The organism is Shewanella sp. 10N.261.52.F9 (assembly GCF_041471165.1).
Lineage (GTDB): Bacteria > Pseudomonadota > Gammaproteobacteria > Enterobacterales > Shewanellaceae > Shewanella > Shewanella marinintestina.
The window spans coordinates 93,403-108,220 of record NZ_JBFRNX010000006.1 but is presented as its reverse complement, the minus strand read 5'-3'; the positions used below and the strand labels follow the sequence as shown (position 1 = coordinate 108,220).

Genomic DNA, 14,818 nt, shown 5'->3' with positions numbered 1-14,818 from the left:
TTCGTTATAGATTAAGCGTATCTTGGCTAGATAAACATCGGTTTTGTACAAGCTCTAAAGGATGGTAACTGTGCGCGTATTATTGATGATATCTGTGTTATTTTTGCTGGTTGGCTGTGATGACGGCGACGCTTCTATGGCGCTTGGTAGCCTTGAAAGACAACGTATTGCGCTCACTGCGACGACTAACGAAGTGGTGGTTGCACTGCCTGTAGCGCAAGGGAGCGCAGTTACTAAAGGCGCGGTATTGGTGCAGCTTGATGACACTTTGCAAAAAGCTCATTTAGCGAAGGCTCTAGCCGATGTTGCCCAAGCTACCGCTAATTACCAGAAGCTGCTTAAAGGTGCTCGTGAAGAGGAAATAGCTGCCGCTAGAGCAAAAGTGTCAGGGGCCAAAGCGACGCTGCAAGAAAGCCAAGCCAATTACCGCCGTATTGCCAGTATGGCAAAAGATAATCTCGCCAGTAAGGCCAATCTTGACCGAGCATTAGCTGGCCGAGATGCAGATACTGCTAGCCTTGAAAGTGCACAAGAGCAGTTACGTGAGTTAGTGGCAGGTTCTCGCGAAGAGGATATTCGTTTTGCGCTTGCAAACCTTGAAGCTACTGAAGCAGTGTTATTGGTAGAGCAGAAAAAACTGGATGACTTAACTATTCGAGCAACCCGTGATGGCATTTTAGATAATTTACCGTGGAACCTTGGCGAACGAGTGACTCAAGGCAGCCCATTGGCAGTTGTGCTTGCGGGTAAGGCACCATTTGCTCGGATATATGTGCCTGAGCCTTATCGCGTGAAAATTAACATTGGCGATGTGTTGCAGGTTTATGTTGATGGCATAGATAATCCCATACAAGGTAAGGTTCGTTGGATCGCGAATGAGCCAGCTTTCACGCCATACTACGCGCTGAATCAGGAAGAGCGTGCCCGTTTAATGTACTTAGCTGAAGTGCAGTTACCCGATAGTGCAGCGGTATTACCTAGTGGGGTTCCAGCTCAGGTAGAGATGCCATGAGTCAATCGGTCATCAAAACTAAAGGTTTAAGTCGCCATTTTGGTCGTTTAAAGGCTATCGATAATCTTGATTTTGAAGTCGAAAAGGGGCAAATCTATGGGTTTCTTGGCCCAAATGGCTGCGGTAAGACTACCGCTATCCGTATGCTTACAGGATTACTGCTGCCAACCTCTGGTGAAATAGATATTTTAGGGTTGAGCTTGCCACGAGACGCGGAAAAGTTGCGTCTTAAAATTGGTTATATGACGCAAAAATTCTCTTTATATGATGATTTAACCGTTAAAGAAAACCTTAAGTTTATCGCCCAAATCTATGGTTTATCTCGTACAGAGCAAGCAACACGGATTACTGAATTGTTGCAAACTTATGGCTTAGATCAAAAGGCCGATCAACTTGCGGGGAGCATGAGTGGCGGCCAGAAACAGCGTCTCGGTTTAGCTGCAGCAACTATACATAAACCTGAGTTATTGTTTTTAGACGAGCCTACATCTGCTGTAGATCCTGAGAATCGTCGTGATTTTTGGGAGAAACTGTTTGATTTGTGTGAGCAAGGCACCACTATTTTAGTGTCGACCCACTATATGGATGAAGCTGAGCGTTGCCATAAACTAGCCATCTTAGAGGCTGGAGTGAAGCGCGCCGATGGTTCACCTGATGAGCTAATGCAAAATATGGGGGCGCAGGTGGTTGAGGTTGAGTCGAGTCAATTACGCCAACTCAAGCAAACGTTAATTGCATTGCCTGAAGTCATTACTGCGGCGCAGCTGGGCTCTAGGTTGAGAGTGCTAGTCAAAAATAGTTGTTCGGATCCTTTGGTATTTTTAGCACAGCAAACCGCTTTAAGTACTAATGCGTTCACGTTAGTTCGTCCAAGTCTTGAAGATGTGTTTGTTACTTGTACCGGCAAGGGGCGTCAATGAAAGCACTTTACCGGTTACAGGCAATTGTGATTAAGGAACTCACCCAGCTAAAGCGAGACAGAATGACTTTTGGCATGGTGATTATGATCCCGCTTATTCAGTTGATGTTGTTTGGGTTTGCCATTAACACCAATATACGTGATATTCCGGTTGGCGTAGTTGATCAAAGCCAGACAGCGTTAAGCAGAGTATTAATTCAAACCGTTACTGCAACTCAAGTGGTGCAGTTTACCGAGCACTTTCATGATATCGAGTCTGCTCAGGCGGCAATTGCTCGCGGAGATGTTCGCGCAGTCATGTTGATCCCACAGGATGTTAGCCAGCGCTTAGTGCGGCATAAAACGGTTGGCCTTGGAACGCCTCCATCTAGTGATGAAGAAACGAGTCGCCCTGTGGCGCAGTGGATTGTCGATGGTTCAGATACTATGGTGGCTGCAGCGATAAAAGGGCTACGTGCAATGCCATTAACTGAGTTATTAGGTTTACCTGCAAACCGAATTACTCCGACCTTTGAGGTGGCACTTTTTTATAACCCCGAGCAGCGAACGGCGGTGAATATTGTGCCTGGGCTGGTGGGCGTGATCCTCACGATGACCATGATCATGTTTACCTCTGCTGCCATTGTGCGTGAACGTGAGCGTGGCAACTTAGAGATGCTAATTACCACACCGATACGTTCTATTGAGCTGATGCTGGGGAAAATTATCCCTTACATGCTTATTGGCATCGTGCAGGTGATCATTATTCTTGGTCTTGGCTATAGCGTGTTTAATGTACCTATTAACGGCAGTTTGCTACAGCTTGCAGGGGCTACCTTACTGTTTATTATGGCAAGTCTCACTTTAGGTTTAGTTATTTCCACCATAGCTAAAAGTCAGTTGCAATCGATGCAGATGACTATTTTCGTGCTGTTACCATCAATACTATTATCAGGGTTTATGTTTCCTTATGAGGGCATGCCTATTGAGGCTCAATACATCGCTGAGTTGCTGCCTGCGACGCACTTTATGCGTCTAATCCGTGGTGTTGTGCTGCGCGATGTTGAAATTATGGATATGACTTATGACGTTACTTGGCTCGCTATATTTACTGTCATTGGATTAATTGTGGCCTCGATGCGCTTTAAAAAGAATTTAGGCTAAGTGGCAATAGAATGAATTTATATCATTACTTTTTGCTTAACAATTAAACTTATAGACGATTGCTTGAATAAATATGGTTTGGAAGAGGCTGTTTAACTTATTTTAAAATAGCCTGTGATAGTATTTATTGATAATTGAAGGCAAGATTTTGCCATTATTGAGAAAGAGGCGTAATTAATCGTCTTAATCAAAGCTGATGATTTTTAATAGGGGTTTACTGGGGGGATATCAATAGTGCTGCAGAGGTCTAAGATGTTTCGCCGCGCTAATAACAATAACATTAGCAACGGCGTCATTATCAGTTATAGCCAAGGATGTAGCTGTAAGTTTCGTCTTCCTGCTCCTCGGTGCTTGCATGTTCTTCAACTAGAGTAGACTCCTCTTCTTCCAGTTTAGAAAGATTAAATTGATTATGATGATGGTGACTAAATAAGTATTTCTCCATGGGCAAATCCTTTAATTAACTAGCGCGTATATTTAGGTATAGTTTAAATAAATAAATTTGATAGCTGCTGTGAGCATTTATTTTCACTTAATAAACGACTGTTATAATTTTAAATTGGAATTAAATGAACGTTTTAAAAATTGGATGCAGATGAAACTTCTTATTGTTTTACTTTTAGCTGTACTGTTGAGTGCATGTTCAAGCGCACCGCCTCAGTCGGTATCGCCAACAAAAAAGGCATCTTTGTCTAATGAAGCTGAAGTAAAAACTCAATTATTACAAACGCATCGGGAGTGGAAAGGGGTTCCATATCGCTTAGGAGGAATGAGTAAATCAGGTATAGATTGCTCAGGCTTTGTATTGCTTACTTTTCAAAATCATTTTGGTCGCCAGCTGCCAAGAACCACTGAGCAGCAGAAAAGTATCGGTAAGAGCGTGAGTAAAAGTCAGTTAAGGGCTGGAGATCTGGTTTTCTTTAAAACTGGCTGGAGCAGCCGCCATGTGGGAATTTATATTGGAGACTCACAGTTTTTGCATGCCTCTACAAGCCAAGGTGTGATGATTTCTAGTTTAAAGAATAGTTATTGGAAGCAAAAATACTGGTTATCGAGAAGACCGTGATTGAAAGTATTCAAGGTGCTAGCGAGCACCTTGAACGGTACATTTTGTTGATTAAAAGCGACGGCCAACTGATAGCAGTACTTGATCCCAGTTTAAGAAGCCGTATTCAATAAATACGTTCCACTCATCTTTAGGGCCAAAGTCATACACCATGCTAACTGACATGTTGTGGCTTTCTGAGCTGACTAAGTGCACGTCATAATCGATGGCAATACCACCTGGGCGTCCTAACAATGGAATGTTGAAGTCGTAACTGCCACCAATCTTTTGATTGATCATCTGGTAGTTATAACCTAACAAGAAAGCGAGCTTGTCGCCACCTACATCATATCTTTGCCCCATACGGATTGAGCCAATATAGGTTTGAATGGTGCTGTCAGTCGTGGTGGTCCAAGAATTAGTAAATGCAGCCACGCCGGTAAAAATAAACGGATGCATCCCAGGAATAACTTCTGCTTGCCCGGCAAGTACTGCACCTAAGCCTAAGTTGTAAGCTGTGTATTCAATTGGGATAGGTAACACCATATTAATGCCACTATTACCTAAACCTTCAGCATTGCTTAAATCTGCCAGAATATCTTTATGGCCCTTGGTGTAACCCGCTAAGCCGTAAATATTTAAAAATGGTAGCACCCAGGCATCAGCTCTGAGCTGAATGCTTTCATCTTCGCCGGTAATGATCACATCATCTGCAGGGATAACCACGTTGGCATTTACATTATGCAGCCAACCACTGCCTGTTAGGCCTAGATTGAAGTTGTCCTTGGCATCGTAAGCTACCGACTGCTTGTTGTAATAAATATTAAAACCAACAGGGATCGGCAGTTCGTAACCAAGTTCACGCGCTTTATCGCCCCAAATCGGTAGATGACTCCAATGAGCCGGTTGCTTGCGTTCAATATCGCTAGTGTCGCTAGTTGCCCACACGTGTGTGGTGAAGGTGCTCAATAGCATCACAATCACTAAATGTTTGTTCATTTATTCTGTGTCTCTGGATTAAATTAAAAGGCTTCGGTAAAGGTGAGGTAGAAACCGCTATCGCCATCGCTAAAGCCAAGATCAACACGTACGTTCATTCTTGGTTGTAGTTCGTAGCGGTAGCCTATGCCGTAGCTATATAGAAGTTTTTCATAAAGGTGGGTATCGGTGCCCGCAACAGAACCAATGCCCGCCCATAGTGTCATGCCGTGTGCTGACAACTCGCCGTTATTGCGTAAAAAAGTATGCCGATACTCAAGGGTATGCTCTATCGCTTCAGTGTCGCGATAGCGTCCTTGATATAAGCCTCGCAGCGAAGATTGACCTCCTAATGTTGGCAGATCATAGTAAGGCACATCGCCTTCGCTCCATTGGTAAGCGTTATAGAAAGCCAAAACTTTGCCAACTGCTAAGGCGTGGTAATAACGATGATCTATCAGTGCTTTTTGGTACTGGTTATCGCCGCCAAAGCTTGGGCTATAGTTGATGTATTCAAAGTTAAGGTACTGGCCTTGCCATGCGTTTACAGTGACATCTCGGCTGTCGTAATTAATTGAAAAACCTAAACCTATCGACAAAGGCTTATCTTTAAATTGTTGGAAATTTTCGTCGTCAATTGCTGTAGGCGGCAAGCTGTCTTCATCAGGCTTGAAGTAATTGATCCGCAATGCAGGCCCAAAATAGAAACCGTAATCGCTCTTAAAATCCAAGTTGGCATTATAGGTCAAGGCGGTTTTATTCAGCAAAGTGTCGTCCGACGCAGCTTGCTGTTTACCTGCGTTATAACCCACCCCCCAAAAGTTTTCACTTTGGTCAGCTAAAACAAATAGGCCGTTATAACGAATATCATCATTATCGAAAAATAGATTCTGTTTTGAACGTAGGCTATAACCTACATCGCCATCACCTTTATTGACGATACCAAACAAAGACACACTCGAGCGTTGCAGCTCGGCTTGATCGCGCTCTGTTTTAAAGGAGTAAAGACCGCCTAGAGCCATCATTAGGCCATTTTCAGGGGTAAATGCTGGGCCGCCTAAGATATCGAACATAGCTAGACCGTTTTTAGCGATATGGTTGTGCTTACCATATTCAAGATCGGTCTTTGCGGTGTCTAAGGCATCACAAGTTTGGTCTGTATTACAGTTATCTTCTTGAGTCTCGATTTTTTCGATAGCATCATCATAAGCCAAACTGCGCGCTTCAGCGTCTTTTAGGTTATTAAAGTATGGTTGTTCACTGCTTTTGGTTGGCAAATTTTGTGAAGTGATTTCGGCATGTATAACGGTAGAAAAAAGCATAGCTGCTAACGTTAGAATAACGCGCAATAAGCCTGATTTGCTGTTCAAGTATAGTCCCCTGACATGGTGCCAATTCTGCTGAATTCGAGTAAGCGCAAGAGTACGGTAGAATTTGTCGAAAACAAGTGTTGTTGCGAGGGCTAATATCAAAAAAAGTGAGATCTATCTCTCGTTTGTAGTAAATGGGCTCAGTTCAGCTTTTATTTTGTGCTGGCAGGGTTTGTTGGTTAGCAAATAATCATAAATACTTGGTCAGTTATTTTTTAGTAGACGTCGTACTTATCAAATCTAATTAGTTAACTTTATGCTACTTTAAAGCCACACTATAGAGACGTTCACGATAAACTGTTAGTTAAGTAGTTTATCTAAGATCAGATTGAAGGAAGAGAAATGAGTAAAGCTAGAATCGGTATTGTAACGGTAAGTGATAGAGCTAGTGCGGGCGTTTATGAGGACCTTTCTGGTAAGGCAATTATCGATGTACTTAACGAGTACCTCACCTCTGAATGGGAACCTGTATATGAGGTTATCCCAGACGAACAAGATGTGATTTCGGCGACTCTGATTAAGATGGCTGATGAGCAAAACTGTAGCTTAATCGTGACTACTGGCGGCACTGGTCCAGCAAAACGAGATGTGACCCCAGAAGCGACTGAGGCTGTTTGTGATCGTATGATGCCAGGCTTTGGTGAGCTAATGCGTGCAGAATCATTAAAGTTTGTACCAACGGCAATTTTGTCACGCCAAACTGCAGGTTTACGTGGCGATTCACTGATTGTGAATTTACCTGGTAAGCCAAAATCGATCCGTGAATGTCTGGATGCAGTGTTCCCAGCGATTCCATATTGCATCGACTTGATGGATGGTCCATTCTTAGAATGTGATGAGTCCGTGATCAAACCGTTTAGGCCTAAAGCTAAGTAATTGATTTACTTTGTTAGTTAGGTTTTATTGAGCCCAGCTTTTGCTGGGCTTTGTTTTTACTGGTTTTTTACATTTTTTCACAACGTTTTACATTTAGAATGTGTATATAGCTTAATAAGTTAACCTTATTTGTTTTATCCTGAAGCAAAAATGCGCTTAGCGCTGATAATTAACCCAGGGTAGTAAAATGGATTGGCTAGCTTCATTAAGTATTAAACGTAAATTGATGGCGGTAATGTTGGTATTTGGTCTGGCAGGGTGTGCGATTTTAGTTGATGTTGTATATACCACAGATGAAGTAGAGCAGCGTTTTAATGAGTATGATCAAGCTGCGGTGAGTAGTCAGAAATATCTACTATCAATTAACCGCGATATGAATTACGTCTCACGCTTATCTCGCAGCATTATGCTAGGTGATGACTTTAGTAAAAACTATAACTTACTTGATGCACGTATCCAGGATATTTATAACCATTTCGAAGGTTTAGATACTGCTATTGGTGCTATCGTCAATGATACTGCAAGACGTAATATTCGTCAGTTGGCAGAACAATCTCAGCAATCGACAAAAGCATTTTTAGAAGATGGACGCAACCGCATGTTGGCGCTTAAATCTCTTGATCGCAGACCTGAAGTGTTGCAGCAAGCTTGGGCTGAATACCGTGTTGGTGCGAGTCCGTTTGCTAATGAAGCAAGACGCACTTTTAGAGATTTAACCGAAGCGGAAGGGGCGCTGCGGGTTCAAATTCAGGCTGAAGCCATCAGTGCACTGGCAAGCACTCGCCAGCAGTTATTTGCGATCACTTTAGGTTCATTTTCTTTAGCTGGCTTTATCCTATTTTTTGTTTCTCGTACTATTTTGCGCTCTATTGAGAGCATGAAGCAGTCCATTGTTTCTATCGAAGCAGATTCGGATCTAACTCGTAGAATTGATATTGGTTCTAAAGATGAGCTAGGGCTGCTTTCTGGCTCGTTTAACTTGATGTTAGATAAATTTCAAACAAGTTTGCATAGTGTGGCAGAAACTTCCTCTTCATTGGCTGAGTCCTCTCAAGGAATGGCAAGTATTACCGCTGACGCCGCTGTTTCTGTGCAAATGCAGCGAGACGAGCTGGAAATGGTTGCTACGGCGATGAACGAGATGACTGCAACTGTGGTTGAAGTAGCAAAGAATGCTAATGACGCTGCAGATGCGGCAGTACAAACCGACACTCAGTCACAAGCGGGTTTAACTGTGGTGAATAATACAGTGCAAACCATTGAAGGTTTAGCCGTAGGAATTGAGCGGGCTTCACAGGTGGTAAAAGATCTTGAGGATGATAGCCATCAGATTGGTTCTATTTTAGATGTAATCAAAGGCATTGCTGAGCAAACTAACTTACTAGCCTTGAACGCGGCAATTGAAGCTGCGCGAGCAGGAGAGCAAGGCCGAGGCTTTGCTGTGGTGGCAGATGAAGTCAGAACTCTGGCGAGCCGCACTCAAGAATCCACAGAAGAAATTCAACGTATGATTGAGAAGCTGCAAGGGGGAGCAAAACTTGCTGCAGACGCCATGTCCGACAGCCGTCAGTATGTTGATGACAGCGTTAACCATGCCCGAAGTGCTGGTGAGGTGCTACAAAGCATCGCCAAGGCAATTGCTACAATTACCGATATGAACACCCAAATTGCTACTGCTGCTGAAGAGCAAAGTACGGTCTCAGAAGAGATTAATACCAATATAGTTAACATTAGCAATGCGGCCGAGCAAACGGCAGTTGGGACGAATACAAGTTCGCAAGAGAGCGAGAATCTAGCAAATATGGCTCAGCGTTTATCTGGATTAGTACAAGAGTTTAAAATTTAAACTTAGCCAAAAACTCATTATTTATATAAAGCCGCTAGTTCAAACTAGCGGCTTTATTTTTAGGATTTTGCGCAATCGCATAGGCACCATACCCATTTAATAACAGTAAACTTGGAATTGCGATAAAGTGACCAAACAGATTAGGCTCAATGCTGAAATTCAGCCAGATTAATAGGCTCCAGCTGAGGACTAAATATACGCTACTAACAAGGCGATTAGCCGTAACTCCATTCACTTGGCGGAGTGTTAGTTGATTCATTTCTCCATCTCTTTTCATCTTGTCGCTCCTGTAACTCTAACGGTATGCCAACAGTATAAAAACTAGACAAAGCTCGTTTAAGTGTCATTATTGACATAATTAGGGTGATAAGTGACAGTTGAGTGATACTGTGAAGAGAGGTGATATGAAACGGATAGTCGTATTAGCCGCAGACAATGCCGTTGCTGGTGGCATTTTAAGTTTTATGGATGTGTTTAGTTTCTGTAATACCTACTGGCAGATCACACATCCTGATGCCGATGAACTCTTATTTGAATGCGCGGTTATTTCACCGAATGGAGAGCCGATAAAAAGCGATCATAATGTACAGCTGCCAGTGATCGCTCATGATGATGCAGCGCATTACCTCAGCCACGCAGACGCGGTAGTTGTTGCCTCTGCGACTATCACCAATCGTAAGCAGTTTAATGATTATCAGGAAGAGTTTAAGCCGCACTTACAGACCTTGAGAAGGTTTGCCGAAAGCCAAAAACCGATAGCGGCTTATTGTTCAGGTACCTTATTGCTGGCGGCGTCAGGCCTGCTAGATGGAAAAAAGGCCACCTGTGTGTGGTGGCTTGCAGAGCTATTTAAACGAAGCTTTCCGCGAGTGAATTTGTGTAGTGAGCACGTAGTTCTTAATGATGGGCAGTTCTATACCGCTGGCGCGACTACGGCAAATTTGAGCTTAGCGTTACTGTTAGTACAGAACTTAGTTGGCGAGCAAATTGCGACTCAAATGGCTAAAGTGCTGTTAATTGATCCAAATCGAACCTCGCAACAAGCCTTTATGACCTTAGACGCAGAGCCATTACATAAAGATGAACTGGTAAATCGCATTCAAGACTGGATGCAATTGCACCTTAAATCAAATTTACTGTTAGATGATATAGCCGATAAATTTGCGGTAGGAAAACGCACGCTTATTCGTCGTTTTAAAAAGGCGATAGATGAGACGCCTGCAAGTTATATTCAGCGGCTGAGAGTTGATGAAGCTAAGCGTTTATTAGAGACCACAGAGTTAGCTATTGAGCAAATCGTGGTTGAGGTGGGTTATGAAGATGTCAGTTCATTCAGAAAGTTGTTTATACAAACGACGAGCTTATCACCGAGTGCTTACCGGCAAAAATTTAATACCCATGACTGCTGTTAATGCGGCGATGTCAGTTACTTATCGCGTTTTGATTAACCTATGGGTAATAGGCGGTGTTGCTAACATTTACAATGCATTGATGGTCGATTTTAAATCGTAGCTATTATCGGTAACGATTTTTTCTAGCACTTCAACTCGCTGTTCAAGGTGGCGGTTTTGCTTACGCAGCAGTTCAAGTTCATTGTTAGTGATCTCTGAACTAGTGATTTTGCGTGACTTTAAATAGTGCTTAAACGCTTCACCTGCAGTGGCGATAGCAACGATAGCGACAATTAAAACAATCATAGGTAAGTCCATTGTAGTACTCCTTTATTCAAATATTGCTGATAGTTAACTTTGGGCATTAGCACGGTTGGCATATTTATCAACGGCTTTACCTGTTGTCGCCCAAACCATTACGCCGCCCCATGCAATTAACGAAAACCCAGCTGGAATGCATGCCAGCAAGATAAGTTTGAAATGCTTACGGTTAAATGCCAAAGCAAGCATGGCAGGTAGGAACCAAATAGCTAACACACCTAGACCGAGTAGAGCCATGAATCCTGTATTGTCGCTAGCTAAAATCTTATCGATAAATTCCATAATCTATATCCTTATTTCTTAAAGAGTGATGTAAATTTGCAAGGGCTAAACGGTTTTTGCGTTAAGCCCTTTAGATGATTTATAAACCAAATACAATCTTCTCGCTTTTGAGTGATTTTTGCATGCCGATAGCTAAACCTAAGGCAATTGCTAAAGTGAAGGTTGAAGACACGGCAAGTTGAGTAAGAGGTAGTTCTCGCCCCTTAATAAACTCGATTAACGCCTGTAATTGGCCTGAAATAGGCAACCATTGAATCGTGTCTGGTGCGATGTTGTAGCTTGCCGCCATGGCGAGCATCATAGGTACCATTAACACGATAGTGATGTAGGACTGGGCTTCTTTAAAGCTCTTTGCCAAAAAGGAAACAAATAGCTGCAAGCAAGCAGCCATGATTGCTACAGGCAGGCCAACGATTAGCATCATTACAATAAAGTTGGCGTTTACACTGACCGCAAAGCCTAGTTCTTGCCAGGGAACAAAACTGTAAGCTAGCTTAGAAATGAGCAAGGTGAGTACTAAGCCAACCATGGCAAAAATGCTCACCGCGGTAATCTTGGCAATCACAATCTCCCAAGTCGAGACTGGGTGGCTTAATAACAATGCCAGTGAATTACGCTCACGCTCACCGGCGCTGGTGTCGATTGCGAGGTTCATGCCTGAGATGAATACTGCATAGATCATCGTCATGGTGGCTAAACCTAAGATCATACCCGCTTTAGAATCCGGTGTGGCTTCATCTTTTACATTAACCTTAATAGGTTGCATCACTCGTGGATCAATGCCGCGTGCAATCAGGCGTAAACTGCCCATTTCACCACTGTATTCCTGCAAGCTTTTCTCTAGGCGACGGATCGAATTCTGCAGTTTTTCATTAGAGGCGTCGGCGACTAAAATCACTTCGGCGCTCAGGCCCTTAGCCATATTCGCGGCATAGTCATCGCTAATGATGAGTTGAATATTTTTGGTGTCTTCGGCATCACTGTCACCATTGCTGATCCCTCGACTAGCAAGGAACTTCACTAGATCAGGGGCGCCATTAGCATTATCTATTTTGATATTGAGATCTTCAGGGCTGGTAAGTTGACCTATTAGCAAAAAGAACATGCCGCACATTAATAACGGTGTGCCAATTGCATAGTATAGACCCGCCATTACTGAGCGTTTATCGCGAGCGGCATCGATCAGCTCTTTGCGGATCATGGTGATTATTTTATTACTCATATTAAAATCCTTTTATCAGCCTTAATTAGGCTGCAATGCCTTCGTCGGTGCCAATTAATTGAATAAAGGCATCTTCGAGTGATGCTTTTCCTGTTTGTTGGCAAAGCGCATCAGGGCTACCTACTGCCACGACACGCCCTTCAGCCATTACAATCACCTGATCACAAAGCGCAGCAACTTCTTGCATCACATGGCTGGAAAATAATACACAGTGGCCTTGGTCTCTAAGGTCGCGCAAAATATCACGTAGTACACGGGTGCTCATGACATCTAAACCGCGGGTTGGTTCGTCAAGAATGATATTGGTTGGCTGATGCACTATGGCTTGTGCCAATGCAGTTTTCATTCGCTGACCTTGCGAAAAGCCTTTGCACTGTCTGTCGGCAATATCGGCAAGGTGTAATCGTTCAATCACATTGCTGGTGGCGATTTTTGCCTCTTTGCGCGATAAGCCATTGAGCTCGGCAAAATAGCTAATATATTCCCGTGGGGTTAAACGCTCATATAAACCAAAAGGGTCAGGGAACAAGCCTAATTGCTGCTTAGCGGCAACCGGTGACACTGCGATATCGATACCATCAATTTCAGCGTTACCTTGGTCAGGTTTTAATAGGCCAAATACGGTACGTAAACAGGTGGTTTTACCTGCGCCATTAGGGCCGAGTAGCCCCGTAATTTGGCCATCAAGCGCAGAGAAACTTAAATCGTTCAGCGCCTGCACATCTCCGATGTGTTTTGATAAATTTGATACTTGTATCATGGTCGTTTCCTTACTTATTCAGGGCTGTTTGTTCGTCTGCATCAGTTGGAATAGCTTCTACCGTGCTGGCATTGAGATAGAAATTGCGGCGAATATCCTCACTTAGGCATTCAGCGTCTAATTCTGCTACCGAGCCTTGTTCAACTAATTCGGCGATTAGGTCATTACCACAAGACTGATATGCCACACCGTGGGTTGCATAAGGTGCGACAAAGTGCTTGGCATTACTGAGTTTTTCCATGGCGAGTTCCCCCCAGCTTGGTGGCGTAGCAGGGTCTAACTCACCTGATAGCAGTAAAGTTGGAATATCGCTGGCAATGGGTTGGCTAAAGCTGGCATCTACCGCTGGCATATTCCATACCGCACAAGACTCTGCAAAAGTTTTTAGCATCTCTTGACCAAAGTAGCTTTCATTGGTTTTAGCGCGTAATTCTGGGGTAATGCGTTGCCAATCTTCACCGCATACTACTGAGGCATGCATACCCATAGCGATACCGGCGTTATCAATCCCCATAGCGTAGAGGCCGGTAATAGGCTGGAAATTGCCATTAGCTGCTTGATGAATCGCATGGGGAATAAGTGAGCGGGTACTTGGAGAATACAAGGCCATACGTAGCGAGCCTTTAAACTTGCTGCGGGTTAAGGTCAATTGAGTGAGTTCGCCAGTTAATGGATCCGGTACTTGGCTAATTTTGGGCGCCATTGCTAGCTCTGCATCGACTTTTTCAAGATCGCTTTTAAGGTCAGGAAATTGTGTATGGCAAAGAGTGTTGTTAGCGCAATCTTCAACTAACAAATCGAATGCTCTAGCGATGGCGTTGCCAATGGCTAATACACTTTGCTGCATAGGGACTACACCGTCCAAAGTTACCGTAGCTAGGCTTTGTGGATAATGACGCATATACAGCTGAGCCATACGTGTGCCGTAAGATACGCCATATAGGTGCAATTTTTGGTAGCCAAGGTGCTGTCTTACTGCTTCGAAGTCTTTAAGTGCACTTAAACTGCCATATTGAGTCACATCGGCATCAAGTTCATCTAAACATTTTTGAGTTTCAACTCGGGTGTCAAAATCACTTTCGTTAACTGCTAGCGCACTTTCAAAGCCGTCGCCAATGCATTGCAACGGGTTTGATTGGCCAGTACCGCGTTGGTCAATAAGAATGACATCTTCTGTTTGGCGCACTTTGCTAAGCATGCGATCGAAGCCTTTAGCATTTTCAATCGCTGACTGCCCAGGACCGCCTGCGATAGCGAGTAAGGCTTCGGACTTATTGTTGGGCTTGGTGGACGGCATAACCACGTAATGAATTTGGATCTGTTTGCCATTAGGTTTGGCATAATTTTCAGGAACTGAGATAGAGCCGCATTGCATCTGCTCAGATAAACCGTCTACATAGCACGCCTGTTGGTCGTTTGAGGTTGCTACCGCCGTTTGGGTGTCAGCTTGTGCAGAAGGAATAGCCAAGCCTGCTCCTAGTAGCACAGCAATGACTGCTGGCTTGTGGCGCCATAATGCAGGTGTTACCCGAGCGCATAATTGAGAGTACATTCCATGAAGCATGATACTGATTCCTTTTTGCAATTTAGCGTATCTATGTTAACTTTGTACTGTATCGGTGTATCAATGTATTAATACAGTGACTAAAGGCT

16 protein-coding genes are annotated in these 14,818 nt (G+C 43.6%); 7 read left to right on the top strand and 9 right to left on the bottom strand.

Annotated features, from left to right (window positions below):
• Positions 1-61: 61 nt before the first annotated feature.
• Genes AB4298_RS05220 through AB4298_RS05210 form a run of 3 tightly spaced genes read left to right on the top strand, consistent with a single transcriptional unit; the run spans position 62 to position 3,074 of the window.
• The gene (locus tag AB4298_RS05220) at positions 62-1,012 is read left to right on the top strand and encodes an HlyD family secretion protein (protein WP_371985921.1); all 951 of its coding nucleotides are present in this window, start codon (positions 62-64) and stop codon (positions 1,010-1,012) included.
• Positions 1,009-1,932 carry an ABC transporter ATP-binding protein gene (locus tag AB4298_RS05215; protein WP_371985920.1) on the top strand — a complete coding sequence of 308 codons (924 nt, stop codon included), beginning with the start codon at positions 1,009-1,011 and terminating at the stop codon, positions 1,930-1,932. Before AB4298_RS05220 ends, AB4298_RS05215 begins: the two co-directional genes overlap by 4 nt.
• On the top strand, positions 1,929-3,074 hold the full coding sequence (locus tag AB4298_RS05210; protein ID WP_248999748.1) for an ABC transporter permease: 1,146 nt from the start codon (positions 1,929-1,931) through the stop codon (positions 3,072-3,074). Before AB4298_RS05215 ends, AB4298_RS05210 begins: the two co-directional genes overlap by 4 nt.
• Positions 3,075-3,372: 298 nt before the next feature.
• Here the strand turns inward: AB4298_RS05210 and AB4298_RS05205 are convergent, their stop codons facing one another.
• On the bottom strand, positions 3,373-3,519 hold the full coding sequence (locus tag AB4298_RS05205; protein WP_248999747.1) for a hypothetical protein: 147 nt from the start codon (positions 3,517-3,519) through the stop codon (positions 3,373-3,375).
• Positions 3,520-3,669: 150 nt separating this feature from the next.
• Between AB4298_RS05205 and AB4298_RS05200 the strand changes: the two genes are divergently transcribed.
• A complete protein-coding gene (locus AB4298_RS05200) occupies positions 3,670-4,140 on the top strand; it encodes an NlpC/P60 family protein (protein WP_248999746.1) in 471 nt (156 codons plus the stop codon).
• Between the two features lie 51 nt (positions 4,141-4,191).
• Here AB4298_RS05200 and AB4298_RS05195 read toward each other — a convergent pair whose 3' ends face one another.
• On the bottom strand, positions 4,192-5,118 hold the full coding sequence (locus tag AB4298_RS05195; RefSeq protein ID WP_371985919.1) for a hypothetical protein: 927 nt from the start codon (positions 5,116-5,118) through the stop codon (positions 4,192-4,194).
• A gap of 23 nt (positions 5,119-5,141) precedes the next feature.
• Positions 5,142-6,467, bottom strand: a complete 1,326-nt coding sequence (locus AB4298_RS05190) for a BamA/TamA family outer membrane protein (protein WP_371985918.1) — start codon at positions 6,465-6,467, stop codon at positions 5,142-5,144.
• A gap of 342 nt (positions 6,468-6,809) precedes the next feature.
• Here AB4298_RS05190 and mog point away from each other — a divergent pair, with 342 nt between their 5' ends.
• Together mog and AB4298_RS05180 are read left to right on the top strand one after the other, a co-directional pair.
• On the top strand, positions 6,810-7,343 hold the full coding sequence (mog, locus tag AB4298_RS05185) for a molybdopterin adenylyltransferase (RefSeq protein ID WP_202723686.1): 534 nt from the start codon (positions 6,810-6,812) through the stop codon (positions 7,341-7,343).
• Positions 7,344-7,530: 187 nt separating this feature from the next.
• The gene (locus tag AB4298_RS05180) at positions 7,531-9,189 is read left to right on the top strand and encodes a methyl-accepting chemotaxis protein (RefSeq protein ID WP_371985917.1); all 1,659 of its coding nucleotides are present in this window, start codon (positions 7,531-7,533) and stop codon (positions 9,187-9,189) included.
• A gap of 34 nt (positions 9,190-9,223) precedes the next feature.
• On the opposite strand, the gene AB4298_RS05175 is transcribed toward AB4298_RS05180, so the two are convergent.
• Positions 9,224-9,466, bottom strand: a complete 243-nt coding sequence (locus tag AB4298_RS05175; RefSeq protein ID WP_371985916.1) for a hypothetical protein — start codon at positions 9,464-9,466, stop codon at positions 9,224-9,226.
• A 127-nt stretch (positions 9,467-9,593) separates the two neighbouring features.
• Here AB4298_RS05175 and AB4298_RS05170 point away from each other — a divergent pair, with 127 nt between their 5' ends.
• Positions 9,594-10,601 carry a GlxA family transcriptional regulator gene (locus AB4298_RS05170; RefSeq protein WP_371985915.1) on the top strand — a complete coding sequence of 336 codons (1,008 nt, stop codon included), beginning with the start codon at positions 9,594-9,596 and terminating at the stop codon, positions 10,599-10,601.
• A gap of 66 nt (positions 10,602-10,667) precedes the next feature.
• Here AB4298_RS05170 and AB4298_RS05165 read toward each other — a convergent pair whose 3' ends face one another.
• From AB4298_RS05165 to AB4298_RS05145, 5 genes are all read right to left on the bottom strand, one after another.
• A complete protein-coding gene (locus AB4298_RS05165; RefSeq protein ID WP_220781575.1) occupies positions 10,668-10,898 on the bottom strand; it encodes a hypothetical protein in 231 nt (76 codons plus the stop codon).
• Between the two features lie 33 nt (positions 10,899-10,931).
• Positions 10,932-11,183 (bottom strand): superinfection immunity protein, encoded by a 252-nt coding sequence (locus AB4298_RS05160; RefSeq protein WP_248999741.1) that lies wholly within the window; start codon positions 11,181-11,183, stop codon positions 10,932-10,934.
• Positions 11,184-11,262: 79 nt separating this feature from the next.
• Positions 11,263-12,405, bottom strand: coding sequence for an ABC transporter permease (locus AB4298_RS05155; RefSeq protein WP_371985914.1), 1,143 nt, complete (start codon positions 12,403-12,405; stop codon positions 11,263-11,265).
• Between the two features lie 25 nt (positions 12,406-12,430).
• Positions 12,431-13,165 (bottom strand): ABC transporter ATP-binding protein, encoded by a 735-nt coding sequence (locus tag AB4298_RS05150; protein WP_248999739.1) that lies wholly within the window; start codon positions 13,163-13,165, stop codon positions 12,431-12,433.
• A gap of 10 nt (positions 13,166-13,175) precedes the next feature.
• The gene (locus AB4298_RS05145; RefSeq protein WP_248999738.1) at positions 13,176-14,729 is read right to left on the bottom strand and encodes an alpha/beta hydrolase; all 1,554 of its coding nucleotides are present in this window, start codon (positions 14,727-14,729) and stop codon (positions 13,176-13,178) included.
• Positions 14,730-14,818 lie beyond the last annotated feature (89 nt).

Coding starts and splice junctions, on each gene's coding strand:
- AB4298_RS05215 (WP_371985920.1), top strand. CDS start 1,009: ATGAGTCAATCGGTCATCAAAACTAAAGGTTTAAGTCGCCATTTTGGT.
- AB4298_RS05220 (WP_371985921.1), top strand. CDS start 62: ATGGTAACTGTGCGCGTATTATTGATGATATCTGTGTTATTTTTGCTG.
- AB4298_RS05210 (WP_248999748.1), top strand. CDS start 1,929: ATGAAAGCACTTTACCGGTTACAGGCAATTGTGATTAAGGAACTCACC.
- AB4298_RS05165 (WP_220781575.1), bottom strand. CDS start 10,898: ATGGACTTACCTATGATTGTTTTAATTGTCGCTATCGTTGCTATCGCC.
- AB4298_RS05195 (WP_371985919.1), bottom strand. CDS start 5,118: ATGAACAAACATTTAGTGATTGTGATGCTATTGAGCACCTTCACCACA.
- AB4298_RS05180 (WP_371985917.1), top strand. CDS start 7,531: ATGGATTGGCTAGCTTCATTAAGTATTAAACGTAAATTGATGGCGGTA.
- AB4298_RS05155 (WP_371985914.1), bottom strand. CDS start 12,405: ATGAGTAATAAAATAATCACCATGATCCGCAAAGAGCTGATCGATGCC.
- AB4298_RS05200 (WP_248999746.1), top strand. CDS start 3,670: ATGAAACTTCTTATTGTTTTACTTTTAGCTGTACTGTTGAGTGCATGT.
- AB4298_RS05205 (WP_248999747.1), bottom strand. CDS start 3,519: ATGGAGAAATACTTATTTAGTCACCATCATCATAATCAATTTAATCTT.
- AB4298_RS05170 (WP_371985915.1), top strand. CDS start 9,594: ATGAAACGGATAGTCGTATTAGCCGCAGACAATGCCGTTGCTGGTGGC.
- mog (WP_202723686.1), top strand. CDS start 6,810: ATGAGTAAAGCTAGAATCGGTATTGTAACGGTAAGTGATAGAGCTAGT.
- AB4298_RS05175 (WP_371985916.1), bottom strand. CDS start 9,466: ATGAAAAGAGATGGAGAAATGAATCAACTAACACTCCGCCAAGTGAAT.
- AB4298_RS05150 (WP_248999739.1), bottom strand. CDS start 13,165: ATGATACAAGTATCAAATTTATCAAAACACATCGGAGATGTGCAGGCG.
- AB4298_RS05145 (WP_248999738.1), bottom strand. CDS start 14,729: ATGCTTCATGGAATGTACTCTCAATTATGCGCTCGGGTAACACCTGCA.
- AB4298_RS05160 (WP_248999741.1), bottom strand. CDS start 11,183: ATGGAATTTATCGATAAGATTTTAGCTAGCGACAATACAGGATTCATG.